General features: G+C 72.4%; 18 protein-coding genes and 1 tRNA gene. 8 read left to right on the top strand and 11 right to left on the bottom strand.

Features of this window, described 5'->3' with window-relative positions:
* Positions 1–4: 4 nt before the first annotated feature.
* Positions 5–334 (bottom strand): WhiB family transcriptional regulator, encoded by a 330-nt coding sequence (locus tag ACF3NS_RS05655; protein ID WP_154593846.1) that lies wholly within the window; start codon positions 332–334, stop codon positions 5–7.
* A gap of 187 nt (positions 335–521) precedes the next feature.
* Between ACF3NS_RS05655 and ACF3NS_RS05650 the strand changes: the two genes are divergently transcribed.
* Positions 522–2,900, top strand: coding sequence for a transglycosylase domain-containing protein (locus tag ACF3NS_RS05650; protein ID WP_392468416.1), 2,379 nt, complete (start codon positions 522–524; stop codon positions 2,898–2,900).
* Positions 2,901–2,975: 75 nt separating this feature from the next.
* Here the strand turns inward: ACF3NS_RS05650 and ACF3NS_RS05645 are convergent, their stop codons facing one another.
* Positions 2,976–3,428 (bottom strand): GatB/YqeY domain-containing protein, encoded by a 453-nt coding sequence (locus ACF3NS_RS05645; protein ID WP_288797359.1) that lies wholly within the window; start codon positions 3,426–3,428, stop codon positions 2,976–2,978.
* Between the two features lie 90 nt (positions 3,429–3,518).
* Between ACF3NS_RS05645 and ACF3NS_RS05640 the strand changes: the two genes are divergently transcribed.
* The 3 genes from ACF3NS_RS05640 (at position 3,519) to ACF3NS_RS05630 (ending at position 6,184) form a co-directional block, all read left to right on the top strand.
* Positions 3,519–4,451, top strand: a complete 933-nt coding sequence (locus ACF3NS_RS05640) for a metallophosphoesterase (protein WP_288797358.1) — start codon at positions 3,519–3,521, stop codon at positions 4,449–4,451.
* A gap of 110 nt (positions 4,452–4,561) precedes the next feature.
* Positions 4,562–4,638 (top strand) — tRNA-Pro (locus ACF3NS_RS05635).
* Between the two features lie 391 nt (positions 4,639–5,029).
* The gene (locus ACF3NS_RS05630) at positions 5,030–6,184 is read left to right on the top strand and encodes an NAD(P)/FAD-dependent oxidoreductase (protein ID WP_392468413.1); all 1,155 of its coding nucleotides are present in this window, start codon (positions 5,030–5,032) and stop codon (positions 6,182–6,184) included.
* 6 nt (positions 6,185–6,190) lie between these two features.
* On the opposite strand, the gene ACF3NS_RS05625 is transcribed toward ACF3NS_RS05630, so the two are convergent.
* Together ACF3NS_RS05625 and ACF3NS_RS05620 are read right to left on the bottom strand one after the other, a co-directional pair.
* Complete coding sequence (locus tag ACF3NS_RS05625) at positions 6,191–6,832, bottom strand: phosphatase PAP2 family protein (protein WP_392468410.1); 642 nt, start codon at positions 6,830–6,832, stop codon at positions 6,191–6,193.
* Positions 6,829–7,764 (bottom strand): pirin family protein, encoded by a 936-nt coding sequence (locus ACF3NS_RS05620; protein WP_392468407.1) that lies wholly within the window; start codon positions 7,762–7,764, stop codon positions 6,829–6,831. Before ACF3NS_RS05620 ends, ACF3NS_RS05625 begins: the two co-directional genes overlap by 4 nt.
* A gap of 158 nt (positions 7,765–7,922) precedes the next feature.
* On the opposite strand from ACF3NS_RS05620, the gene ACF3NS_RS05615 reads away from it, so the two are divergent.
* Positions 7,923–9,137: a globin domain-containing protein gene (locus tag ACF3NS_RS05615; RefSeq protein WP_392468404.1), complete on the top strand. Its 1,215-nt coding sequence runs from the start codon at positions 7,923–7,925 to the stop codon at positions 9,135–9,137.
* A 139-nt stretch (positions 9,138–9,276) separates the two neighbouring features.
* On the opposite strand, the gene ACF3NS_RS05610 is transcribed toward ACF3NS_RS05615, so the two are convergent.
* From ACF3NS_RS05610 to ACF3NS_RS05590, 5 genes are all read right to left on the bottom strand, one after another.
* Entirely contained in the window at positions 9,277–10,185 is a 909-nt protein-coding gene (locus ACF3NS_RS05610) for a DUF559 domain-containing protein (RefSeq protein ID WP_392468401.1), read from the bottom strand.
* 242 nt (positions 10,186–10,427) lie between these two features.
* A complete protein-coding gene (locus tag ACF3NS_RS05605; protein WP_392468399.1) occupies positions 10,428–11,969 on the bottom strand; it encodes an amidohydrolase in 1,542 nt (513 codons plus the stop codon).
* 185 nt (positions 11,970–12,154) lie between these two features.
* Positions 12,155–13,975: a glutamine--fructose-6-phosphate transaminase (isomerizing) gene (gene glmS, locus ACF3NS_RS05600; RefSeq protein ID WP_392468397.1), complete on the bottom strand. Its 1,821-nt coding sequence runs from the start codon at positions 13,973–13,975 to the stop codon at positions 12,155–12,157.
* Positions 13,976–13,989: 14 nt separating this feature from the next.
* Positions 13,990–14,250, bottom strand: a complete 261-nt coding sequence (locus tag ACF3NS_RS05595) for a hypothetical protein (protein WP_019285175.1) — start codon at positions 14,248–14,250, stop codon at positions 13,990–13,992.
* Positions 14,251–14,382: 132 nt separating this feature from the next.
* Positions 14,383–15,033 carry an NAD(P)H-binding protein gene (locus tag ACF3NS_RS05590; RefSeq protein WP_392468395.1) on the bottom strand — a complete coding sequence of 217 codons (651 nt, stop codon included), beginning with the start codon at positions 15,031–15,033 and terminating at the stop codon, positions 14,383–14,385.
* Between the two features lie 118 nt (positions 15,034–15,151).
* On the opposite strand from ACF3NS_RS05590, the gene ACF3NS_RS05585 reads away from it, so the two are divergent.
* Positions 15,152–18,676 (top strand): TM0106 family RecB-like putative nuclease, encoded by a 3,525-nt coding sequence (locus ACF3NS_RS05585; protein ID WP_392468394.1) that lies wholly within the window; start codon positions 15,152–15,154, stop codon positions 18,674–18,676.
* Between the two features lie 330 nt (positions 18,677–19,006).
* On the opposite strand, the gene ACF3NS_RS05580 is transcribed toward ACF3NS_RS05585, so the two are convergent.
* Together ACF3NS_RS05580 and ACF3NS_RS05575 are read right to left on the bottom strand one after the other, a co-directional pair.
* A complete protein-coding gene (locus ACF3NS_RS05580; protein WP_392469083.1) occupies positions 19,007–21,001 on the bottom strand; it encodes a PTS mannitol transporter subunit IICBA in 1,995 nt (664 codons plus the stop codon).
* Between the two features lie 263 nt (positions 21,002–21,264).
* The gene (locus ACF3NS_RS05575) at positions 21,265–22,515 is read right to left on the bottom strand and encodes a citrate/2-methylcitrate synthase (protein ID WP_392468392.1); all 1,251 of its coding nucleotides are present in this window, start codon (positions 22,513–22,515) and stop codon (positions 21,265–21,267) included.
* A 96-nt stretch (positions 22,516–22,611) separates the two neighbouring features.
* Here ACF3NS_RS05575 and ACF3NS_RS05570 point away from each other — a divergent pair, with 96 nt between their 5' ends.
* Both ACF3NS_RS05570 and ACF3NS_RS05565 read left to right on the top strand, forming a co-directional pair.
* A complete protein-coding gene (locus tag ACF3NS_RS05570) occupies positions 22,612–23,742 on the top strand; it encodes a citrate/2-methylcitrate synthase (protein WP_392468391.1) in 1,131 nt (376 codons plus the stop codon).
* Between the two features lie 118 nt (positions 23,743–23,860).
* Positions 23,861–24,841, top strand: a complete 981-nt coding sequence (locus ACF3NS_RS05565) for an LLM class flavin-dependent oxidoreductase (protein ID WP_392468389.1) — start codon at positions 23,861–23,863, stop codon at positions 24,839–24,841.
* The last annotated feature ends 2 nt before the right edge of the window (positions 24,842–24,843 follow it).

Genomic DNA, 24,843 nt, shown 5'->3' with positions numbered 1-24,843 from the left:
GGGGTCAGGCGACCTTATTGGGGTTGCTGCGCTGCAGCATGGCCTCGAGGACGGGGCGCCACGACTGCACCTCCGGGCGGCGCTTGAGCAGGGCCCGGCGCTCGCGCTCCGTCATACCGCCCCACACCCCGAACTCGGTGCGGTGGTCCAGCGCGTCGGCCAGGCACTCGGCGATGACCGGGCATCCGACGCAGATCTGCTTGGCCTGCTGCTGGGCTGCCCCCTGGACGAACAACGCGTCGGGGTCCTGCGTCACGCAGTTGCCGAGCGGTGCCCACTCCTGGATCCACTGCTGGCCGGCACGCTCCCCGGAGCGCGCAGTCAGTGCAGTCATGTCGAATGCCTCCCAGTCTTCACCCGTAAGGGTAGGTGTTCGTCGATTTGCGACACATGGCTCGTCCGGGGGGTTTACGGTCGATCATAGGGACTAGTCATCGGTGTCGCGGTTGGTGTCCTCTGCGCTGTAAACGCGCCCCCCGGCGGTGGGTTACGGGTCGCGCCAAAAAAAGTACGCTGGGCCCATGAAGCAGGGACGACTCAGTGCCATCCCCACCGTGATGAGCCTGTTGGCGGCCTTCCTCGCCGTCTCGGTGGTCGGCGGTTTCCTCGGGGCGGGTCTGCTGATCCCAGCCGCGGCGGTGATGGGCACCGTCGTCAAGTCGGGCACGGAGGTCTACGAAGCTCTTCCCACGGAGTTCACCTCTGTGGTGCCTCAGCAGCAGTCGGAGCTGCTGGCCTCGGACGGCAAGACCGTCATCGCGACGCTCTACAGCGAGAACCGCATCGTGGTGCCGCTGCGCGCGATCTCGCCCTGGATGCAGAAGGCCCAGGTCTCCATCGAGGACCACCGCTTCTACGAGCACGGCGGCGTCGATCTCGAGGGCATCGGCTCGGCCGTGGCGGGCGCGCTCGTGGGCGGGACGGCGCGAGGCGCGTCCACCCTCACGCAGCAGTACGTCAAGGTCACGCTCGAGAAGGCGGCCCTGGACCGGGGGGACACCAAGGCGGCCAAGGCCGCGAAGGCGGTGACCGCGTCGCGCAAGCTGCAGGAGCTCAAGTACGCCGCGCAGGTCGAGAAGGAGCTCACCAAGGAGCAGATCCTCCAGAACTACCTCAACCTGGTCTACTTCGGGGACCAGGCGTATGGCGTGGAGGCCGCTGCGCGGCACTACTTCAGGACCACGGCGGCCAAGCTGACGATCCCCCAGGCCGCGACCCTGGCCGGCGTCGTGCAGCAGCCCGGCGCCAACGACCCGGTGCACAACCCCAAGGCGGCCCTGTCGCGCCGCAACGTCGTGCTCGAGGCCATGCACCGCTACGGCTACATCGACGCGGCCCAGCTGGGGGCCGCCAAGGCCGCTCCCCTCGGCGTCGTCAGGGCCGACCCGCCCAAGAACAGCTGCGCCGCCTCGACCTACCCGTACTGGTGCAACTACGTCGTCAACTACCTCAAGACCCTGCCGGCGTTCGGCACCCAGCCCAACGAGCGTGAGGGCCGGATCCGCCGCGGCGGCTACCGCATCGTGACGACGATCGACCCCGACCTGCAGGAGCGGGCGGCCGAGTCGATGGGCCGCATCATCTCGCCGCAGGACTACCCGACCTTCGGGTCGGCCGCCACCACGATCGAGTCCAACACCGGCAAGATCCGCGCGATGGTCCAGTCGACGGGCTACAGCCCGACCGGCAAGCCCGAGCCGGGCAAGACCCAGGTCAACTGGGGGGCGGACTTCCGCTACGGCGCCTCGGGCGGGTTCAGCGTCGGCTCGACGATGAAGCTCTTCGCGGTGATCGAGGCGCTCAAGCAGGGCAAGGGCGAGGGCTACGTCATCCCGGACATCCGCCCGCCCGGCACCCCCTGGTACCCCCGCGACTTCCAGAGCGGCTGCACCACCGGCGCCGGCGCGCCCTGGACGCCCGGCAACGCCGAGGGTGACGACCCGCCGCCCGGCGCGGACATCGGGATCGCCACGCGCAACTCGATCAACACCGCCTTCGTCGCGCTGGCCGCCGACATCGGCACGTGCAACATCCGCAACACGGCCCTCGCCATGGGGATGCACAACTCGCGCCGCGCCGCCGAGGACGGCTCCCCCGACGGCAAGCCCCTCAGCACCTATCCCCCCACCCTGCTGCTCGGCGAGGACGCCAGCCCCGAGACGATGGCCCAGATGTACGCCATCGTCGCCAACCGCGGGATCTCCTGCCCCAACACCCCCCTCGAGTCGGTCACGGACAGCGACGGCAACAAGGTCGACCTCAAGCTGCCCGGGTGCCGGCGCGTGCTGGACGAGAGCATCGCCAACCAGGCGGCGGGGATCTTTCAGAGCGTGATGACCCAGGGCACGGGCCGACCGGTGCAGATCGGCCGCCCGTCCATTGGCAAGACCGGCACCGACGCCGACAACGAGACCTGGTTCGTCGGCGCCACCCCGCAGTACGCCACCGCCGTCTGGGCCGGCACCCCGGACCAGAACAACGGGTCCTGGCGCAGCATGCGCCTGCACTCCGTCGACGGCTCGTCCCGCTACTACGCCAAGGCCATGGGCTACCTGATCCCCGGCCCGATCTGGCAGGGCATCATGCGGGCGGCGCACGACGGCAAGCCGGTCGTGCCGTTCGGCCAGGCGGCCCAGCCCGCGGACGACGGCCGCACCGTCGCCATCCCGGACGTCCGGGGCATGGCGGTCGACGAGGCCACGACCGCGATCGAGGGTGCGGGCTTCCAGGTCACCGTCGGCGGGCGCGTCGCCAGCGGCTACCCGCGCGGCACGGTCGCCCGCACCCGGCCGACCGACCGCGCCCCCAAGGGCAGCACCGTGACGCTGCGGATCTCGACCGGGGTCCGGGGCACGCCGCAGGCCCCCGCCAGCAACCGCGCCGCACCCCCCACACCCTGACCTACCCCCGGTCGTCACATCGACCGGCCTTCGTCCCCCCAGGCCAATGGGACGAAGGCCGGTCGATCTGTGACGTCAGGAGGCCAGAGCTCGCTTCACCGCGGCGGCGATCCGGCCACCCTCGGCCTGGCCGGCGGCCTTGGCCTGAGCGGCCTTCATGACCTGGCCCATCTGCCCCATCCCCGTCGCGCCCGTCTCGCTCACGGCCTCGGCGACCAGCGCCTCGATCGCGGCGTCGTCCAGCTGCGCCGGCAGGTAGCCCTCGAGCACCGCGCGCTCGGCCTCCTCCGCCTCCGCGAGCTCGGGCCGCCCCGCCGCCTGGTAGGCCTCGACCGCGTCCGTCCGCTTCTTGGCCTCCTTGGTGAGGACCTTGAGGACGTCCGCGTCGGTCAGCTCGTGGTGCTCCCCCGCCACCTCGGCGGTCGTCACGGCGGTCAGCGCCATGCGCAGCGTCGCGGTGCGGACCTGGTCGCGGGCGCGCATCGCCTCGGTCAGGTCGTGCTGGAGGGTCTGCTTCAGAGTGCTCATGCCCACCAGTGTCCTCCCCCGCCACCGCGCGGTCACCCGACTATGACGTCGGGCCGTCATACGGGCTGGATGTCTGGGAGCATGGCCGTGATGAACACTCTTGCCCGCACCCTCGCCGGAGCCACCGCGGCCGGAGCCGCCACCCTCGCGTATGCCTCGTCGGTCGAGCGCAACGCCTTCACGCTGCGGCGGGTCACGGCGCCCGTCCTGCCGCGCGGCTCCGCCCCCCTGCGCGTCCTGCACGTCTCCGACCTGCACCTGGTGCCCTCGCAGCGCCGCAAGATCGAGTGGGTGCGCTCACTCGACGCGCTCGAGCCGGACCTGGTGGTCAACACCGGCGACAACCTCGCGCACCTGCAGGCCGTGCCCGCGGTGCTGGACGCCATGGGTCCGCTGCTGGAGCGGCCGGGGGTGTTCGTGCTGGGGTCCAACGACTACCTCGCGCCGGTCGCCAAGAACCCCTTCCGCTACTTCACGTCCGACCACGCGCGCGTCGAGGGCGACCGCACGAAGCTGCCGACGCAGGACCTCGTGCGCGGCTTCGAGAACGCCGGCTGGCTCGACCTCGACAACCGGCGCGGCCACCTGAGCGTCGAGGGCCTCGACCTCGAGTTCGTCGGCGTCGACGACCCGCACATCGACCGGGACCGGTATGACGAGGTCGCGGGGCCCGCCGACCCCGACGCCGCCCTGACGATCGGGGTGGCGCACGCGCCGTACCTGCGCACGCTGGACGCCTTCACGCGCGACGGCGCCGGCCTGGTGATCGCCGGTCACACGCACGGCGGGCAGGTGTGCGTCCCGTTCTACGGCGCGCTCGTGACCAACTGCGACCTGGGGCGTGAGCGGGTCAAGGGACTGTCGCGCTGGTGGCCGGCCTGCGACAACGCGCCGTCGTCCGAGGCGCCCGACGACGCCGCGTGGCTGCACGTGTCGGCGGGTCTCGGCACCTCGCCGTTCGCGCCCGTGAGGTTCGCGTGCCGTCCGGAGGCCACCCTGATGACGCTGCGCGCGCGGGGCTGAGAGCGGGAGTGTGCGCTGGGGTGATCAGGTCGCCGAGCCGGGCGGGCGGCGACGCTCCCTGATCGATTCGTGTCCGGGGGCGTTCGTCGGCTATCCTCGGTCAGTCAACACGGGGTGTGGCGCAGCTTGGTAGCGCGCGTCGTTCGGGACGACGAGGTCGCAGGTTCAAATCCTGTCACCCCGACCAGTTGAGGGACAGGCTCTGATCCGCGGCGACGCGGGTCAGAGCCTGTCCTCGTTGCACGAACAGCCTGATCTCCTCGGCAAGCTATCGCCACTTCTGTGGGCGCGCGAAGGCGGCTCTGCTCGGCCCCGTGACAGTGTCGGGCAGCGGCGACGCCGTGAGACGGGCTCGGTTGATGTGAAATGACGATGGCATCAGTGGCGGCAACTCAGACTCCGATCGTGAACCATGGTCACACCCCGCCGGATCCCTGTCGGGATCTTGGCTCAACGGCCCTCCTCGGAGGGCCCGCTTTGTCGCCGGACTTGCACGGCATGGTGGACGCGCTCCGGGGTATGCGCCCGAGAACGCAGATCGCGCACCACGACCGCACGCACCGAGGAGCGGAGCCGCCATGAGCCACGGACTGGTCGTCGTCGGATCGGGGCCTGCGGGGGTGAGCGCCGCCCAGGCCTATCGCGATGCGGGTGGCCCCGGGCCGGTGACGATCCTGACGGCGGACGAGCATCCGCCATACCAGCGTCCCCCGCTGAGCAAGGACATCCTGCGCGGCGAGCTCGCACCCCAGCCGGTCGCCATCGACGACGCCGACCCCGAGCTCGCCGGGATCACCGTCGAGCTCGGCACCCGCGTGGATCGGATCGACCCCGACGCCCGGGTGGTCCACGCCGGGGGCCGTGAGATCCCGTATGCCGCACTGGTGCTCGCCTCGGGGGCCACCCCGACGCCGCTGCCCACCGCCGAGCCGGACGCCGACGTGCACCTGCTTCGCAGCCTCACCGACGCCGAGCGGCTGGTGGAGGCGGCGAGCCACGCGCACTCGGCGGTGGTGATCGGGTCGGGGTTCATCGGCTGCGAGGCGGCCGTCTCGCTGGCCCGGCGCGGCATCGACGTCACGGTCGTCACGACCGAGCAGGCGCCGCAGGCGGCGCGGCTCGGCGAGCGGGTATCGCGGCTCCTCACGGACTGGCTCGCCGAGGAGGGGATCGCGCTGGTCACCGGCGTGGAGGTCACGAGCGTGCGGGCGCCGCGCGAGGTGCACCTGTCCGACGGCACGACGCGCTCCCCCGACCTCGTGCTGGCCGCGCTGGGGGTGGCCCCGTCGACGGACTTCCTCGTGGGGACGGGGATCTCGACGCACGAGGGGCGCGTGGTGGTCGACGAGCGGCTCCGCACCTCGGTCGACGGCCTCTGGGCGGCGGGCGACGTGGCGCGCGCCCACAACGCGGCGGCGGGGCGTCCGCTGCACGTCGAGCACTGGGGCGAGGCGCTGACCATGGGCGAGATCGCGGGGCGCAACGCCGCAGGTGCAGACGAGTCCTGGACCGCGGTGCCCGGCTTCTGGTCCGAGATCGGCGACCGCACCCTCAAGCACGTGGCGTGGGGCGACGGCTTCGACGAGGTCAGGGTCGTCGAGCGGCCTGGCGGGCTCACCGTCTGGTATGCCCAGGACGGGGTCGTCGTCGGGGCGCTGACCTACGAGGCGGACCACGACTACGAGCGTGCGGAGCAGCTGGTGACCGAGGGCGCCTCGATCGACGAGGTCTGAGCCGGGTCAGGTCGCGGTGTGGTCGATCAGGGCGGTCACCAGGATGCCGACCAGCAGACCCACCACCACCTGCGCACGGCTGTGCCGCCCCGCGCGCACCCGTGCCCACGCGGCGAGCGCCAGCACGGGGACCCCCACCAGCAAAAACTCCGGGCCGAGCTCACGCGTGAGCACCGCCACGGACACGGTGGTCACGGCGGCGTGGAAGGACGCCTTGTGCCAGCGCGACACGCCGCCGAGGACGAGCAGGCCCACCAGGACCGTCGCGACCAGGGCGACCAGCGGGCGGGGCGCACCGACCAGGGCGAGCGTCGCGAGCCCCACGACCACCGAGGCGAGCGCCGCGAGGAGCGGGATCCGGCGCTGCTCACGGATCACCACCTGACGGTCCGTGACGTGCCCGCGACCGACGAGGGTGGCCAGGAGCGCATACGGCACGACCACGCAGAAGGTGGTGGCGGCCATCGCCCACCCCAGCCCGCTCGCGACATCGGGGCTGTGGCGCAACGAGACCACCAGCGCGAGCACGAGCGTCTGCCAGCTCGGGTCGAGCACCCGCCCGACCACGTCGGCCCAGCGGGACGGTGGCGCACCGAGGAGGCGCACGACGTCCGGGTGGCCGTCCCAGGGGTCCTTCGTGGCGCTCATGGCCGCCGGGGTGGGCGCGGGCGCATGGGCGCTGCCGGCAGGGTTGGGGCGGGCAGGACGGACGTGGCCGGCCATCCCGGCACCGGACCGAACCGCCCAGGACGGCCGCCATCGTCGTCCGCGCCGATCGCCGTCATCCAGTCGGCGCGCGCTGCTCGCACCTCCTCGTCGCTGCCCCCGACGAAGTTCCACCACATGACGAGGGATTCGTCGAGCGGCTCCCCGCCGATCAGCAGCAGGCGGGCACCGTGGGCGCCCGCCCGCACGCCGAGGCTCGCACGTCCCGCGTCGAGCAGCAGCAGGATCCCGGCAGCGACGACCTGACCGTCCACGGCCACCGCTCCGCAGTCGACGAGGACGGCATGCTCGTATGCCGGGTCCAGCCGCACGACGCGCTCCGTCTCGGGACGGACGACGAGCTCCGCTGCCACCGTGGGCGACTCGACGCGAACGGGCGAGGTGACGCCCTCGAGGGATCCGATCGCCACGCGTAGCGTGCCGTGCTCGTCCTCCTCGGCCGTCGGCGCGTGATGCTCGAACCGTGGTGCCACGCCCCGGGATCCGTCGGGCAGGGCCAGCCACAGCTGAGCGCCGCGCAGGGTCGTCGTGGCGGCGGTGGAGACCTCGGAGTGGGCGATCCCGTCGCCGGCGGTCATGAGGTTGAGCTCGCCGGGGCGGACGACGACCTCGGTGCCGAGGCTGTCGCGGTGCTCGAGCTCGCCGTCGAACAACCAGCTCACCGTCGCGAGGCCGATGTGCGGGTGGGGCGGCAGCAGCATCCCGCCGGTCACCCCCACGTCGTCCGGCCCGTAGTGGTCGACGAAGCACCACGGCCCCACCAGGGTGCGGTCGCGGTGGGGCAGCGTGCGGCGGACGGTCATGGTGCGCGGGCCGCCGAGCGGAACGAGTCGGGGGGCCAGGGCGTGCGTCATACGAAGTCCATTGCCGGAGAAGGAAGCCGAGGCAGACGCATGACAGAACGATCCCACTCCGAGCGGCACATGCCAAGCAGAGGGGCTACGCTGCCGTTGTTCCTCTAAATCCCGTAATTACTCCCCGGCCTGGCGCCGCGACCCGAGGAGAACCCCACATGCTGTCACCGCAGTCCACCGAGACCGTCAAGGCCACGGCCGGCGTCGTCGCCGAGCACGCCGAGGAGATCACGCGCCGCTTCTACCCGCACATGTTCGCGGCGCACCCCGAGCTGATGCGGGTGTTCAACAAGGCCAACCAGGCCATCGGCGAGCAGCCCAAGGCGCTGGCCGCGTCGGTGGTGGCCTATGCCGTCAACCTGATCGACCCGGGCGCCCCGGACTTCAGGCCGATCATGCAGCGCATCGCCCACAAGCACGTCTCGCTCGGCATCAAGAGCTATGAGTACACGATCGTCGGGCACCACCTCATGTGGGCCATCGGCGACGTCCTCGGCGACGCCGTCACCCCCGAGATCGCCGCAGCCTGGGACGAGGTCTACTGGCTTTTCGCCTGCCAGCTGATCGCCGAGGAGGGCAAGCTCTACGCCCTCGGCGGCACCGACCCCGAGCACCCCTGGCGCCAGTACACCGTCGTCGACCGCACCGACGAGACGGCCGAGTCCTTCTCCCTGGTGATCAAGCCCGTCGAGGGCGAGCTCCCCGCCCACCACACGGGTCAGTACGTCGCCGTCGGCGTGGACCTGCCGGGCGGCGAGCGCCAGCCGCGTCAGTACACCATCTCCGGCGTGCCCGGTCGCGAGGCCTTCCGCCTCACCATCAAGCGGGTGCACGGCGCGGACGGCGTGCCGGACGGCCAGGTCAGCAACTGGCTCGCCGACAACGCGGTCGTCGGCACCGTGCTCGACATCTCCCAGCCCGCGGGTGACGTGGTGCTCGAGGATTCCGACGCGCCGCTGGTGCTGGTGTCGGCCGGGATCGGCATCACGCCGATGGCTGCGATCCTCGAGGACCTGTCCCAGCGTCAGCCCCACCGCTCGATCCGCGTGTTCCACGCCGACCGGTCGCACGCGCACCAGGCGCTCTACACCTCGATGCGTGGGCAGGCCGAGGCCATGCACGACGTGGTGGGGCAGTTCTGGTACGAGGAGGACGCCGACTCCGCCCCCACCATCCACCCCGCCCGCCCCGGCCTGATGGACCTGTCCGACGCCGAGATCCCCTCAGGCGCCAAGGTGTTCATGTGCGGGCCGCTGCCGTTCATGCAGGCTGCGCGACGCACCCTGATCGACAAGGGCGTCGCGCCCGAGGACATCGGCTACGAGGTCTTCGGCCCGGACCTGTGGGCGCAGAACCCCGACAACGCCGCCTGACCAACGCGGGCGGCGCGCCGGCCGCGCGCTGGCGGACGGCCCGCGTGCACAACTGCTGCACATAGGAGGCGGTTTCGACAAACGGGTGTTGTGCTACCACGGCATTCGCGTGAGCCCAGGTCGAGAGTGCAGCAGCTGGTTACGCGGGGCGGCGGCGCGGCGTGGGTCGCGGCGGGACGGGCGGGGCGATGCCGTCCCGCCCGCGGCCGACGTGCGTGAGGCACCACTCGACGAAGTCGCGGTCGAGCATGACCTGCTCCCAGCTGAACCGCAGCACCGTCCACCCCCAGACCACGAGCTCGTCGTAGCGGCGACAGTCACGATCCAGCGCGCGGCGATCGCCGTGCCAGGCGAACGAGTCGGCCTCCACCGCCAGCCGCAGGGCGGGGTCTCCCAGGTCGACCACCGCGAACAGCCCGTGATCTGCGATCTGCAGCTGGGGGGACAGGTCGAGGTCGCACCCCAGGGCGATGACCCGCAGCACCGTCTCCATCGGGCCAGACGAGCCGCCGTGGGCGTGCTGCGCCACGCGCCTCAGCGCCCGGGCGCGCGGGCCTCGCGCGCGCCGTGCCACGGCGATCAGGTCGTCCGCGGTGACCTGGGTCGAGCGCAGGGCGGAGTCCGCCACGCACAACGCGTCCTCGAACGCCAGGTCACGTGCGCAGTCCACGACCGTCCGCAGGGGTGTGGTGACTCCCTGCGCGTGGTCACCGGGGCCCAGGCGCCGGAGCCTGACCGCACAGCAGTCGTCGTCCGCCTTGGTCACGTGGTGCGTGCGCGGCACCGTGACCTGCGGACGGGCTGGCGGGGTGCGCACCTTGAACCCGTGATGGACCGCGGCGCTGAGGTGAGACACGACGCCGTGGTGTCGCTCCGCCTCACGGCGCGCGGCGTGAAGTCCGGGTGTGGCGTAGCGGTCGCGGCTCAGGCGCTCGACCTCGCCCCGCGACACCGCGGTCGTGACGGCGCGGCGCGTGACGTGGGGCTGCAGCTCGGCCCACGTGGCGACATGACCCAGCTCGGCGATCGTCTCGGCAACGGTGCGCATCGGACCAGCATGACCCCGCTCGATCGGACACCGCGGGCGTCATCCACAGGGCCCGGCCTCGGGCATCCCCGTCACGAACTGCTGCACATGCCCCTCCCCATCGTCATCCGATCTTCGTGCCCCAACGGAATTCGCTCTCACCGGCTCCCGTAGTGCAGCAGTTGTGCGCGCCGGGGGTCGGGGGCTGGGCGTGGCGGGCAGCGAGCGGGCGCGGTGCGGGGCGGGGCGGGGCGGCATACGGCTCAGGCGCCGTGGACCACGCGACCGGCGACGACCGTGGCGCCGGCGCGCATCCGCCGCAGCCCGTCTGCAAGCTCGCGCGAGTCCCCGACCAGGGCAACGGGATCCGCGTCGAGCAGGACGACGTCGCCGCGCGAGCCGGGCGTCAGCCGCTGGCCGTCGACCGACGCCGCGAGCGCCTCGCGCACCGTGATGGCCTGCTCCGGGTGCCAGGGCGCGCGGTCGTCGCCGGAGCGGTGGACGGCCGCCGCCATCGCGAGCCAGGGGTCGAGCGGGGACACGGGCGCGTCGGAGCCGAGGGCGAGCTCGACGCCGGCGTCCAGCATCGACCGCAGCACGAAGCACCGGTCCGTCCGGTCGGCCCAGCAGCCGTCGCTGACGTCGCGGTCGTCGAGCAGGTGCGCGGGCTGGACGCTGGCGCGCAGACCCAGCGCCGCGAGACGAGGCACGTCGGGCCACCGCACGAGCTGGGCGTGCTCGATCGCACCGCGCGCCCCCGTGGCCGTGAAGGCGTCGAGCGCGATCCGCACCGCCGCGTCCCCGATGGCGTGCACCGCACACTCCAGACCGGCCCGCGCCGCCCGGCCGAGGAGCTCGACGAGCTGCTCGCCCGAGTAGTTCTGCGCGCCGCGGCCCGTCCCGTCGAGGTAGGGCGAGCAGCAGTGTGCCGTACGGGTGTTGAGCGAGCCGTCGGAGATGAGCTTGAGCTGCCCCATGGTGACCAGCCCGGTCCGGTCGAGCGGGTCGCCGGTGCGCAGACCGCGGGCGAGCACGTCGGCCAGGCCGTCCTCGTAGGTCGATGCCCGCACCCTCAGCGTGTCCAGTCCCGCGGCCACGCGGCCCGGCCACGACCCCAGCGCCCCGCCGAACTCGAAGTCCACGACGCCGACGACGCCGAGCTCGGCGGCCGAGCGGAGCACGGTGCGTAGGCCGTCGCCGAGGTGCGGGTCGGGCCCGAAGGTCGTCCCCAGCCGCCCGTACGCCGCGAACCACGGCCCCTCCTCCACCACCCCCGCGCCCGGCCCGGCCGGGAAGCCGAGGCGTTGCAGCGCACGGGAGTTCATCCACCCGTGATGGGCGTCACCGCTGATGAGGACGACGGGGTGATCGCCGCTCACCTCGTCGAGCGCCGCCGCGGTCCGCGGCTCCGCCCAGGTCGAGGAGCGGTGTCCCCATCCCTGGACCACGCTGGTCCGGTCGGCCGTCCCGAGCTCCGCGACGCGCCGGCGCACCAGCTCGACGACATCGCCCGGTCCGGTCGCGAGGGACGTGTCGAGCCGCACCTGCTGCAGCGCCCACTGGTCGAGGTGGACGTGCTGGTCCCACAGGCCCGGTATGCCGAAGCGGCCGCCGGCGTCGAGCACGTCGACGCCTCGGCCCGCGCGACCCGTCAGGCGTGGGCCGACCTCGCGGATCACCCCGTCGATCACCAAGACGTCAACAGGCTCGACCGGCTCGCCTCGCGACAGCGACGCCCCCCTGCCGGCGGGCCTGTCGAGGCCGACCGGGCGCACGTCGTGGATCAGGAGGGAGGTCGAGCTCATGCGGCGACGCTACCTGGCGCGCCGGGCCGCTCGGAGGCGGGCGTCCACGACGCGGCGTCTGGCGCCCTGTCCACCGTCTTGCTCGCTGGCGCCGGTCTCGGGCTGCAGCACGAGACCGGGGCCGCAACCGCAGACGGCGGATGGAGCTCGCGACGGGGGTTGCCGGCCAAGACGCCCCTGCGCCGTCACTCGACGGTGACGGACTTGGCCAGGTTGCGCGGCTTGTCGATGTCGTGGCCGAGCGCGAGGGCCGCGTGGTAGGCGATGAGCTGCGTGGGGATGGTCAGCAGGATCGGGTCGAGCTCGGGCTCGCTGCGAGGCACGACGATCGAGCGGATCCCGAGGTGGGACAGGTCGACTCCGGGGTGGGTGATGGCGACGAGCGGGCCCTTGCGCGCCAGCACCTGCTCGGCCGCGGCCACGTTGCGGTCGGTGAGGTCGTCGTCGGGGATGATCGCGACGGTGGGCATGGACTCGTCGATCAGGGCCAGCGGGCCATGCTTGAGCTCGGAGGTCTGGTAGGCCTCGGCGTGGATGTAGCTGACCTCCTTGAGCTTCTGCGCACCCTCGCGCGCGACCGGGAAGCCGCGCACGCGCCCGATGTAGAACGCGCTCTGAGAGCCGGCGATCTCGCGGGCGAGCTTGGCGATCTCGCCCTCCTGGTCGAGGATCTCGCGGATCTGTGCGGGGATCGCCTTGAGCCCGTTGATGATTCGCTTGCCGTCCGCGACCGACAGGTCGTGCACGCGCCCGATGAGCAGCGCCAGCATCGCGAAGGCCATGGCCATGTTGGTGAGCGCCTTGGTCGAGGCGACCGCGATCTCGGGTCCGGCGTGCAGGTAGATGCCACCGTCGACCTCGCGGGCGATGGTCGAGCCGACGACGTTGACGAGGGCCACGACCTGGCCGCCCTTGCGCTTGACCTCCTGCACGGCGAAGGCCGTGTCGGCGGTCTCGCCGCTCTGCGACACGACGACGTAGAGGGTGTCCGGCTCGATCACGGGGTTGCGGTAGCGGAACTCGGAGGCGGCCTCGGCGTCGGCGGGCACCCGGGCCAGCTCCTCGAGCAGCTGGGCGCCGAGCTGCCCCACGTAGTAGGCGGATCCGCATCCGAGGATCTTGACGCGCCGGAACCCGCGCAGCTCGCGCGGGGCGAGGTTGAGGCCGTCGAGCCGGGCCGTGCCGAAACGCTCGTCGAGCCGGCCACGGATGACGGCCTCGGCGCTGTCGGGCTGCTCGAGCATCTCCTTGCGCATGTAGTGCTCGTGCCCGGTCAGCTCGAGATCCTCTGCGGCGACGGCGATCTCGACGGGCTTGCGCCCGGTGTCCTCGCCGTCGGCCGTGAACGTGCGAAAGCCCGTGGCGGTGATGGTCGCCAGCTCGCCGTCGTCGAGGTGCACCACGGAGGTCGTATGACGGACCAGGGCTGCCACGTCCGAGGCCAGGAACATCTCGCCGTCCCCCACGCCGATGATCAGCGGAGAGCCGTTGCGGGCCACCACGATCCGGTCCGGGTGTCGCTCGTCGACCACGGCGAGCGCGTAGGTGCCGGTGATGCGGTCGAGTGCCTCCAGCACGGCGCCCTCGAGGGTGTCGGCGCCGGAGCGGGCGACGAGGTGGGCGAGGACCTCGGTGTCGGTGTCGCTGGCGAGCTCCACCCCGGCAGAGGTGAGCTGGGCGCGCAGTGCGGTGGCGTTGTCGATGATCCCGTTGTGCACCACCGAGATCCGTCCGTCCTCGCTGCGGTGCGGGTGGGCGTTGCGCTCGGCCGCGGGTCCGTGGGTCGCCCACCGGGTGTGGCCGATGCCGACCTTGCCGGCGAGCCGCTTGGGCAGCGCAGCCTCGAGCCCGCGGACGCGACCGACGGTGCGCACCACCGTGGTTCCCGTCCGCCCGAGCACGGCGAGGCCGGCCGAGTCGTAGCCGCGGTACTCCAGCCGCTGCAGCCCCTCGACGAGAAGGGGTGCCGCGGGCTGGGATCCGATGTATCCGACGATGCCGCACATGGGTGATCTCCTGGTCAGCCGTAGATGATGCGCCGCAGCTGTCGCTCGGACAGCTCGGGCGCCGCGACGACCCGCGATCGCAGCTCGTCCGCGATGATGGCGAACGCCTCGGCGTTGCGGGTGCCGTAGGTCTTGAGGTGGGCGTGGCGGCGGCGGACGTAGTCCTCGACGCTCTCCCGGTGCCAGGCCACGACGTCGTCGACGACGCGCTCGGCCTCGGAACGGCTCAGGCCGGTCGAGGCGGCGACGCGATCGACGATGTCGGGGTCGTGCACAGGATGATCGTGAGGCGGAGGGACGTCATACGACAAGTTCCTGCCCGATATCGGGCAGGATCTCGACGTTTTGCACTGCTTATGCGGGATCGAGCCTCGATCCCGTTCGATCCCGTTCGATCTCGCTCGGTCTCAGCCGAGGTCGGCGAGCGCCTCCGCGATGGGGGTTTCGCCGTCGTTGAACTCGATGGTCCGCCCGGCCAGGTCGGGCCGGTCCAGGGTCGCCACGACGACGGCGGCGACGTTGGCGCGCGACGCGGGCGCGTCCTGGACGCCGGGGGTCGCGATGCGACCGCTGCCCGGATCGTGGGACAGCCGGCTGGGGCCGAGGATCGTCCACGCGAGGTCGGTGCGCTTGAGATAGGTGTCGGCGTCGGCCTTGGCCTGCGCGTAGGCGTAGAAGGCGTCGTCGGGGTCGACGCCGTGGTCCTGGCCGGCACCGTGATAGCTGACCATCACGTATCGCCGGACCCCGGCCTGCGCAGCGGCATCCATCGAGCGGATCGCGGCGTTGCGGTCGACGGCATACGTCCGCTCGGGGTCTCCCCCGCCGGCGCCGGCTGACCATACGACGGCGTCGTGGCCGCGCAGGACCTCCGCCATGCCGTCCGTGTCCAGCTGCTCGAGGTCGGCGACGCGGGCGCTGGCGCCGGTCGCCTCCACGTCGGGGGCGTGCTCGGGGTTGCGGATGATCGAGGTGACCTCGTGGTCGTCGGCGACGAGGAGGGGGGCGAGGAGCAGGGCGACCTTGCCGTGGCCACCGATGACGGCGATGCGGGACATGAGGAGTCCTTTCCGTTCTGGGCGTCTACGGGTCAACGACGACACGTCCACGTTCATGCCCGAGGGGGTGTGTCGGTGGTCGTTGCTACGTTCCTCGCAACGGACCAAGGGGGTCGACATGCACCAGATCGGCGAACGCGTCGTGATCAGCGCCACGGACCTGTCTCGCGCGTCCACGTGCGAGCTCGGGCTGCTGCGCGGGCTGGACGTGCTGCTGGGGCGCCTGCCCCGGAGCGAGGCCGCGCCGGACGCGATGATGGACCAGCTCGCGACCTTGGGGGACGCGCACGAGCAGGTGGAGCTCGAGCGGTGGCTCGCCCTGCACGGCGAGCAGGGCGTGCGCCGGATCGAGCACCCCCGCCCCACCCCCGTCGCGCTGTGGGCCGCCCGCGAGGCGACCTTCGCCGCGATGCGGGAGGGCGTGCCCGTGGTCTACCAGGGGTGCCTCTACGACGGCGAGCTTCTCGGCTTCGCCGACTTCCTCGTGCGCGCCGACTCCTGGACGCCGGAGCATCCCGCCTACGAGGTGCACGACACCAAGCTCGCCCGGCACGCCAAGGTGACCGCGCTGCTGCAGCTCGCGGCCTACGCCGACCAGCTCCGTCGCGGCGGCATCGACCCGACCGACCGGGTGACGCTCGTGCTGGGTGACCGCTCTCGGCCCACCTATCCGGTGGCCGAGCTCGAGGCGGTGTATGCCGAGCGCCGCTCCCACCTCGTGGCGCTGGTCACCGCCCGGCTGGCCGCCACCGAGCCGATCGCCTGGGGCACCCCCGGCATCACGGCCTGCGGGTCCTGCGACGTGTGCGCCGCCGAGGTGGCGGCGGCCCGCGACGTCTGGCTGGTCGCCGGGGTCCGCGCGGTGCAGCGCAAAAGGCTGCGCGCCGCCGGGATCGTCACCATCGACCAGCTCGCCGCGTGCGAGGAGCCGGTGGAGGGGCTGGCGAGGACGACCTTCGACAAGCTGCGTGCCCAGGCGAGGCTGCAGGTGCGCCAGTGCCCGCCCGACGGGTCGACGGGTGCCGTGCAGTTCGACGTCCACACACCCGAGGCGCTCCGGGCCATCCCCGCACCCGACGAGGGGGACATCTTCTTCGACTTCGAGGGCGACCCGATGTGGGCGGGCGACGAGGCCGGGGACCAGGGCCTGGAGTACCTCTTCGGCGTGGTCGAGACCGACGGCACCTTCCGGCCGTTCTGGGCGCACGACCGCGCCGAGGAGCGACAGGCACTGATCGATTTCCTCGCCTACGTCGAGCAGCGCCGGGCCCGGCACCCGGGGCTGCACATCTACCACTACGCCGCCTACGAGCGGTCGGCGCTGCTGCGCCTCGCCGGGCGCCACGGCGTCGGTGAGCAGGTCGTCGACGACCTGCTGAGGCAGGGCGTCCTGGTCGACCTCTACAGCGTGGTGAAGCGGTCCCTGCGCGTCTCGCAGCCGTCCTACTCCATCAAGAAGCTCGAGCCCCTCTACATGGGCGACGACCTGCGCGCCGGCGACGTCACGACCGCCGGGGACTCCATCGTGGAGTACCACCGCTGGTCCGAGGCCCGCGCCCGGGGGGACGTCGAGGAGGCGGACCGGCTGCTGCAGGCCATCGCGGACTACAACGAGTACGACTGCGTGTCGACGCTGCGGCTGCGCGACTGGCTGCTCGACCGGCTGACCGAGTCCGGCATCGCAAGCGAGAGCGTCCCCACAGGGCCTGCGATCGACGCGGGGCCCGAGGTAGAGGACCCGACGTCCGGGGACGACGCCGGCCCCGGCGCGGCGGTCGTGCAGCGGCTCCTCGCGCTGGCGGGCCCCGCCGACCAGCGCGACGCCGACGACCAGGCGGTCGCCATGGTGGGCGCGGCCGTGGACTACCACCGGCGCGAGGGCAAGCCCTTCTGGTGGGCGCACTTCGACCGGCTCCGGTCCTCGCTGGACGACTGGCAGGAGTCCAGGGAGGCCATCGTGCTGGACCGCGTCGAGGTGGTCGAGGACTGGGACAAGCCACCCGGCAAGCGCAGTGTCCGGCGGGTGCTGTCGGCGGTGGGGCGCCACGAGCCCGGCATGTCCTTCGGCAAGGGCGATAGGGGCGGCTTCCTCGTCTACCCCACCCCCGTCCCCGTGAGCATCGAGGCGCCCAGCCCCGAGGCGATGGGCGCCACCAGCACCCTCACGGTCACCGAGGCCCAGGTGGTCTCCGGCGGCCGGCTCCGCCTGACCATCGAGGAACGCCTCGCCAAGGGCGCCGACGAGCACGACGACCTGCCCGTGGCCGTGACCGTCGGGCCCGGCCCCGCGGTCAAGGCCATCCAGGACGCCCTGGTGGCGCTGGCATCGCGGGTGGACGCGGCCGGTGGGGTCGCGGCGCTCCCGCCGCACCCGGGCATCGAGATCCTGCGTCGCCGGCCGCCCCGGCTCCGCGGTCTGGACCGCCTGCCGCCCGTCGTCGACGGGGACGCGGTCAAGGCCATCACGGCCGCCGTCACGGCACTGGACGGGTCCTACCTCGCGGTCCAGGGACCGCCCGGGACCGGCAAGACCTATGTCGCCTCGCACGTCATCGCCAACCTGGTCCGGCTGGGCTGGCGGGTGGGCGTGGTCGCCCAGTCGCACGCGGTCGTCGAGAACGTCCTCGACAAGGTCGTGGGGGTCGACGTCCCCGCCGAGGACGTCTGCAAGCCCAAGACCAAGCACGAGGACCCGTCGTGGACGGTGTTCAAGGACGCGGGCGCCCTGCGGGGATTCCTCGACGAGCACCGGGCCGCATCGCGGGGGTGCGTGGTCGGCGGCACGATGTGGGACTTCTGCAACCGCAACGCGGTCGACGACGGCGAGCTCGACGTGCTGGTGATCGACGAGGCCGGCCAGTACTCCCTGGCCAACACCCTCGCCGTGGCCCGCTGCACGACGCGGCTGCTCCTGCTCGGCGACCCCCAGCAGCTCCCGCAGGTGTCCCAGGGCATCCACCCCGAGCCGGTCGACGAGTCCGCCCTCGGATGGCTCTCGGCCGGGCAGGACACCCTCCCCGAGGACCTCGGGTACTTCCTCGAGCGGACGTGGCGCATGCACCCCGCGGTGTGCGAGCCCGTCTCGCACCTCGCCTATGCCGGACGCCTGCGCTCGGAGGAGTCCACCACGCTGGGCCGGTCGCTGAGCGGCGTCGAGCCCGGCCTGCGCGTGGTCACGGTCGAGCACCACGACAACAACGTGTCCTCGCCCGAGGAGGCGGACGCCGTCGTCGAGGTCGTGCGTGGGCTGCTCGGGACGCCCTGGCGCGCCACGCCGGACGCTGCCGAGACTCCGCTCGGCCAGGACGGCTTCGTGGTCGTCGCCCCCTACAACGCCCAGGTGGGCACGATCCGGGAGGCGCTCGCCCGGGCCGGGCTGGACGAGGTGAGGGTCGGCACCGTGGACCTGTTCCAGGGTCAGGAAGCGCCGGTGGCCATCATGTCGATGACCGCCTCCGCGCTGGCCGACCTGCCGCGCGGCGCCGACTTCCTTCTGGACCGCAACCGGCTCAACGTCGCCATCTCGCGGGCCCAGTGGCTCGCCGTGCTGGTGCGGTCGAGCGTGCTCACCGAGCTCACCCCCCACACCCCCGAGCAGCTGCTCCAGCTGGGCGCGTTCATCCGGCTGTGCCGCGGCCGGTGACCGTGCGGCGGCCCACCCTCCCCCCGGCCTGGGACCGACCCGCTCCCGGACATACCACGAGGGGCCGCCGGCCTCCGGGCTCAGCGACCCCTCGTGGGGTTTGGGGCAGGTGGGGTCATCGCGCCGTTCCGCGTCGACCCCACCTGGGTCGTGATGTCCTCCCTGCGGAGGTGTCAGGCGGGTCGTCGGGCCAGGCCACGACGCCCCCTGCGGGCCTCCCTCGTCCCTCGGTCGGGTCCTCAGGGGCTGTGTCAGGCCTGTCGACCGGGCCTGGCCACGACGCCCCCTCCGGGCCTCCCTCGTCCCTCGGTCGGGTCCTCAGGGGCTGTGTCAGGCCTGCGCCTGGACGGTGGAGAGGATCTCCTGCACCTCCTCCGGCGACGTCGCCGCCTCGAGACGCGCCACCTGCTGCTCGTCCAGGAACACCTGGGCGAGCGAGGCGAGCAGCGTGAGGTGGTCGTCGCCGGCGCCGGCGATGCCGACCGCGAACTTCACCGCGTTGCCGTTCCAGTCCACCGGGTCGGCGTAGCGCACGAACGACAGGGCCGTGCGACGGATGGACGACTTGGCCTCGTTGGTGCCGTGCGGGATCGCGAGCAGGTTGCCCATGTAGGTCGATACGGAGCGCTCGCGCTCGTGCATCGACGCGACGTAGGCGTCGTCCACCGCGCCCTGCGCGACAAGGAGGCGACCGGCTTCCTCGATGGCCTCCTCACGCGTCCGGGCGCGGCCCGACAGCTCGATGCCGTCGCGGTGCAGCACGCCACCCTGGGGGGCGTCGGCGTGACCGGTGACGGTGCGACCGGTGACGGTGTGACCGTCCCGGGCACCTGAGGTGGAGCCCGCGGCCACCGTGGAGGGGGTAACGACGGCCGCGGGGGTCTCGGAGCCGTTGGTGCGACCAAGGAGATCGACGATCTCGTCGTACCGCGGGCTGTTCATGAAGTTGTCCACGGACACGTGGACGGCCGAACCGGTCCGCTGACGGGCGCGGTCGGTGAGGTCCTGGTGGGTGACCACGAGGTCCCACTCGTCGGACAGGGTGGAGATGGCCTTGTTGACGACGGTGACGTCGTCGTGACCGGCCGCCTTGACCTTGCGGCGCAGGACCGAGGCGCCCATGGCGGACGACCCCATGCCGGCGTCGCAGGCGAAGACGATCTTGTGGATCGGGCCGCTGTGGCCCTCGCTGGCGACGCCCGCGCCCGCGGCTGCACCGGTCAGGGACGAGGCGACCGAGGACTTCTTGCCCTTGTTGGCCTCCATCTGCGCGGTGGCGGCGGCTAGGTCGCCCTCGTCGTCGGCACGGTCGGTCTTGAGCAGCAGGGAGGCGACGACGAAGGTCACGGCCGTCGCGACGATCACCGAGAGGATGACGCCGACGTAGCTGTCGTTCGCGGTCTGGAGCAGCACGGCGATGATGGACCCGGGTGCGGCGGGGGCGCGCAGGCCCGAGCCGAAGAGCACGTTGGTGAAGACGCCGGACATGCCGCCGAGGATCACGGCCGCGATGAGCTTCGGCTTCATGAGGACGTACGGGAAGTAGATCTCGTGGATGCCACCGAGGAAGTGGATGATCGCGGCGCCGGGAGCCGAACCCTTGGCCAGACCCTTGCCGAAGATCGCGAAGGCGAGCAGCAGGCCGAGGCCGGGGCCGGGGTTGGCCTCGAGCAGGAACAGGATCGACTTGCCCTTGTCGACGGCCTCGTTGGTGCCGAGGGGGGTGAGGATGCCGTGGTTGATGGCGTTGTTGAGGAAGAGGATCTTGGCGGGCTCGATGAGGATCGAGGTGAGCGGCAGCAGCCCGTGGTTGACGAGGAACTGCACCACCTGGCTCGCGGCCTTGCTGAAGGCCTCGACCACCGGGCCCATGGCGAAGAAGCCGGCGAGGGCCAGGATCATGCCCCAGATGCCGGCCGAGAAGTTGTTGACCAGCATCTCGAAGCCGGGCCTGATCTTGCCGTCCCAGATGGCGTCGATCTTCTTCATCGTCCAGCCACCGAGCGGGCCCATGATCATGGCGCCCATGAACATCGGGATGTCGGTGCCGGCGATGACGCCCATCGTGGCGATCGCGCCGACGACGCCGCCGCGGACGTCGTAGATGTTCTTGCCGCCGGTGTAGCCGATGAGCAGGGGCAGCAGGTAGGTGATCATCGGACCGACGATGCCGCCGTCCTTGAAGTCGCCCCAGCCGCCGATCTGGGCCACCCAGCTGTTGGCCGCGAGACCCCCGGTGCCGCCGGAGTTGAGCCACCCCTTCTCGATGAACAGGGCGGTGATCAGGCCCCACGCGATGAACGCGCCGATGTTGGGCATGACCATGTTGGACAGGAAGGTTCCGAACTTCTGGACGTGCACGCGGGCCGACACGCGCTCTGCGCCGCCCGAGGTGCCGGTGGTACTAGCCACGGCCGATCCTTTCCCAGGTGACCCTCAACGGCGAGGATCCGTGGGACCAGTAAAGCGCCCCACTTCTGACCAGTCAATAGCAAAAGTCCCCCGAACGCAGATTTTCAGGCACAACCGCATCAGCACCGGACGCGACACCACGAGCGGTAACGCGCTGACGGGCATGAACGGACATGTCAGGCTGGGTCGCGACGCCCCTGGTACACCCCCATCAGGCGGAAGCGCAGCGGCTCCTCGGCATACTCCTCCAGCGTGTGCGCCACCCAGCCCACGAGCCGCGCCCCCGCGAACAGCGCCTCGGGCGCGTCCCCCACCAGGGCGTGACGGTGGGTCAGCACCGCGAGCGCCCAGTCGCTGTTGGGGAACAGACCGTGCCGCTCCCACAACCCCTCCTCGAGCAGCGCCGTGGGCCCCTCCAGCTCCCCCAGCCCGGCAGCCCGCAGCGCTCCCAGCAGGTGCTCGGCCCGGGGGTCGCTGTCGCGATAGACGCGGTGGCCGAAGCCCGCGGCCTGGCCGGGGTCGGTGAGGACCCGTCCGAGGGTCCCCGCCGGGTCGGCGACCGCCGCCTCGAGGAGGAGCCGGGCCCGCACCCCCGCCGAGCCGTGCAGCGGGCTGTCCATCGCGCTCAGCCCCGCGAGCAGGCAGGACCCGAGGTCGGCGCGCACGCTGGCGCTCACCCGCACCGCCGTCGTCGAGGCGGCCATGTCGTGGTCGGCCAGCAGCACGAGCGCCCGGCGCACGAGGTCCACCAGCGACGGGTCCCCGGGGTCGCCGCCCACGACCGCCGTCCACCTCGTCGCCTGGTCGGACCGTTCGTATGCCGACCCCCACGCCTCGCGGGGCAGGAGCGCGGCGGTGGCGGTGGCGATCAGGCGCCCGGCCCGCTCACGCACGGCCGACGCGGCGAGGTCGTGCCGGCGCGCGTCGCGCGCGGTCAGCAGCAGCACCGCCAGGCGCAGCCGCTCGACGAGTCGGGCCCCCTCGGGCAGGGCCGCCAGCCCCGCGCGGACGTCGGCCAGGGCGTCCTCCTCCGCGACCGACGCGACCGACGCGACCGGCTCGTCGCCGCCCCACAGCAGGCCCGCGACCTCCTCCACCGAGGCGGTCTCGGCGAGCACGGTAGCGTCGCGCCCCCGGTAGGCGAGCCGGTCACCCTCGAGCCGGGTGATGGTGGTGCGCACGGACTCCGCCAGCCCGGTCCCCCGCCCGAGCGACCCCGAGCGCCGCTGCAGCGCCTCCACCTCCTCCGGCGCGAAGTAGCTCGCCCGCCGCCCGTCGCGGTGGGTCGGGCTCAGCTGTCCCCGGCTCACGTAGGCGTAGACGGTCTGAGTCTTGACCCCCAGCAGGCGGGCGACCTGCGCCGTGGTGAGCAGCTCTCGGTCGGGCACGCGCGTGCGGGTGGGGCGCGGGACGGGGCGGTTCGGCATACGACCTCCGAGCAGCGATCAGGCGACGTTGACACCGTCAACCATGCACGCGGTCAACGTTGACAACACATTGATAGCAGGCCGACCGTGATGACCATGACCACCACACGCGACCTCGCCGTCCCACCGGGGCTCAAGGGCCTCGTCGTCGCCGACACGGCCGTCGGCGACGTACGCGGCGCCGAGGGCTTCTACCACTACCGCGAGCACTCGGCGCTCGACCTCGTCGAGCGTTGCTCCCTCGAGGACGTCTGGCACCTGCTGCTCACCGGCTCGCTGCCGACGCCCGACGAGGCCCGCGCCTTCGCCGAGGAGCTCGCCCCGCTGCGGGTCCTCGACGACGCGACCCTCGACCTCGTCGACCGCGAGGCCTCGACCGGCACCCCGGCCGCGCCCCTCGCGCAGCTGCGCACCGTCCTGTCCCACCTCGCCACGGGCTCACCGCCCACGTATGCCGCCTCGCCTGCCGTCGTCCGGGCCGAGGCACTGCGCCTGGCCGCCGCCACGCCCACGATCCTCGCGGCGCTGCACCGCCGGGGCGCCGGGCTCCGTGCCGTCGCCCCCGACCCCACGCTCTCGGCGGCCGCGGACTGGCTGTGGATGATCACCGGCGAGCGCCCGGCGCCCGAGGTGGAGCGCGCCATCAACCGCTACCTCGTCGCGACGGTCGACCACGGCTTCAACAACTCGACCTTCGCCGCCCGGGTCGTCGCGTCCTCGGGGGCCGACGTGGGGTCGGCGCTGTGCGCGGCGCTCGGCGCGTTCTCGGGGCCGCTGCACGGCGGCGCACCCGACCGCGCCCTCGAGGCGCTCGACCAGATCGGCAGCGTCGACCGGGCACCTGGGTGGGTGCGCGAGCGCGTCGCGGCCGGGGACCGGATCATGGGGTTCGGGCACGCCGTCTACACCACGCACGACCCCCGGGCCGAGATGCTTAAGGCCGAGGCGCAGCGCCTCGGCGGGCCCCTCGTCGAGCTGGCGGTGGCCGTCGAGCAGGTCGTCGAGGACACCCTCGCCGAGCTCAAGCCGGGGCGCGAGCTCTACGCCAACGTCGAGTACTACGCGGGCGTCCTGATGGAGCGCTGCGGCATCCCCCGCTCGATGTTCACGCCCACCTTCGCCGTCAGCCGGGTCGTCGGGTGGACCGCCCACATCCTCGAGCAGGCGGCCACGACCAAGATCTACCGCCCGGCGGCGCGCTACGTGGGGCCGCCCGTCGTGCGCTGAGCCGGCGCGCGTCGCCGCCACCCCGGGTGGCGGCGGGCGCGTCGGCATACGGTCTCGTGGCCGGTCTCGTGGCCGGACGGCCGGGAATCCCCGCCGCTGCGGCCCTGTTGTCCCCCACATGGCCACTCCCCTGTCGATCCTTGACCTGGCGTTCGTCGCCCCCGCCCAGAGCACGCGCGACGCGCTCCTCGAGAGCGTCGCCCTCGCGCAGAAGGCCGAGGAGACCGGGCGGTTCGAGCGCATCTGGTATGCCGAGCACCACAACATGCGGACCATCGCGTCCGCGGCGACCTCGGTGCTGATCGGCCACGTCGCGTCGGCGACCTCGACGATCCGCGTCGGCGCCGGCGGTGTCATGCTCCCCAACCACTCCCCGCTGGTCATCGCCGAGCAGTTCGGGACGCTCGCCGAGCTGCACCCCGGGCGCATCGACCTGGGCCTCGGCCGCGCCCCGGGCACCGATCAGGAGACGCTGCGTGCGCTGCGCCGCGACCCGCGCGCCTCCGACCAGTTCCCCCAGGACGTGCAGGAGCTGCAGGGCTACCTGTCGCAGGACACGCTCGTGCCGGGCATCCACGCCTACCCGGGCTGGGGGACGCAGGTCCCGCTCTACATCCTCGGGTCGTCGCTGTTCGGCGCGCAGCTCGCCGCGGCCCTCGGACTGCCCTACTCCTTCGCCAGCCACTTCGCCCCGGACGCGCTCGAGCAGGCCGTGCAGGTCTATCGCGACCGCTTCCAGCCCTCCGAGCAGCTCGCCGAGCCCTATGTCATCGCCGCGCTCAACGTGATCGCCGCGGACGACACCGCCACGGCGGAGGAGCAGGCCCGCCTGGTGCGCCGCCAGCGGCTGCGCACCATGGCCGGTCGGCGCGGCACCGAGCTGACGGAGGAGCAGGTGGACGAGGCAATGGGCACGGCGTTCGGGCAGCAGGTGCAGCACATGATGCGCTGGACGGCGGTCGGGGACGGGGCCGAGGTGGCGCGCTACCTCGCGGAGTTCCGGGACCACGCCCAGGCCGACGAGCTCATGGTCACCAACGCCACCCAGGGGCTCGACGCCCGGCTGCGGGCGCTCGAGATCATCGCCACCGTGCCCTGAGC

This window comes from Arsenicicoccus cauae, assembly GCF_043162025.1.
In the GTDB taxonomy this organism is placed as follows: Bacteria; Actinomycetota; Actinomycetes; order Actinomycetales; family Dermatophilaceae; genus Arsenicicoccus; species Arsenicicoccus cauae.
The sequence above is the reverse complement of the archived record's forward strand: the minus strand, read 5'-3'. Positions and strand labels throughout refer to the sequence as shown.

Coding starts and splice junctions, on each gene's coding strand:
- ACF3NS_RS05605 (WP_392468399.1), bottom strand. CDS start 11,969: ATGAGCTCGACCTCCCTCCTGATCCACGACGTGCGCCCGGTCGGCCTC.
- ACF3NS_RS05655 (WP_154593846.1), bottom strand. CDS start 334: ATGACTGCACTGACTGCGCGCTCCGGGGAGCGTGCCGGCCAGCAGTGG.
- ACF3NS_RS05620 (WP_392468407.1), bottom strand. CDS start 7,764: ATGACGCACGCCCTGGCCCCCCGACTCGTTCCGCTCGGCGGCCCGCGC.
- ACF3NS_RS05610 (WP_392468401.1), bottom strand. CDS start 10,185: ATGCGCACCGTTGCCGAGACGATCGCCGAGCTGGGTCATGTCGCCACG.
- ACF3NS_RS05575 (WP_392468392.1), bottom strand. CDS start 22,515: ATGCCGAACCGCCCCGTCCCGCGCCCCACCCGCACGCGCGTGCCCGAC.
- glmS (WP_392468397.1), bottom strand. CDS start 13,975: ATGTGCGGCATCGTCGGATACATCGGATCCCAGCCCGCGGCACCCCTT.
- ACF3NS_RS05650 (WP_392468416.1), top strand. CDS start 522: ATGAAGCAGGGACGACTCAGTGCCATCCCCACCGTGATGAGCCTGTTG.
- ACF3NS_RS05590 (WP_392468395.1), bottom strand. CDS start 15,033: ATGTCCCGCATCGCCGTCATCGGTGGCCACGGCAAGGTCGCCCTGCTC.
- ACF3NS_RS05630 (WP_392468413.1), top strand. CDS start 5,030: ATGAGCCACGGACTGGTCGTCGTCGGATCGGGGCCTGCGGGGGTGAGC.
- ACF3NS_RS05570 (WP_392468391.1), top strand. CDS start 22,612: ATGACCACCACACGCGACCTCGCCGTCCCACCGGGGCTCAAGGGCCTC.
- ACF3NS_RS05585 (WP_392468394.1), top strand. CDS start 15,152: ATGCACCAGATCGGCGAACGCGTCGTGATCAGCGCCACGGACCTGTCT.
- ACF3NS_RS05615 (WP_392468404.1), top strand. CDS start 7,923: ATGCTGTCACCGCAGTCCACCGAGACCGTCAAGGCCACGGCCGGCGTC.
- ACF3NS_RS05580 (WP_392469083.1), bottom strand. CDS start 21,001: ATGGTCATGCCCAACATCGGCGCGTTCATCGCGTGGGGCCTGATCACC.
- ACF3NS_RS05640 (WP_288797358.1), top strand. CDS start 3,519: ATGAACACTCTTGCCCGCACCCTCGCCGGAGCCACCGCGGCCGGAGCC.
- ACF3NS_RS05565 (WP_392468389.1), top strand. CDS start 23,861: ATGGCCACTCCCCTGTCGATCCTTGACCTGGCGTTCGTCGCCCCCGCC.
- ACF3NS_RS05625 (WP_392468410.1), bottom strand. CDS start 6,832: ATGAGCGCCACGAAGGACCCCTGGGACGGCCACCCGGACGTCGTGCGC.
- ACF3NS_RS05645 (WP_288797359.1), bottom strand. CDS start 3,428: ATGAGCACTCTGAAGCAGACCCTCCAGCACGACCTGACCGAGGCGATG.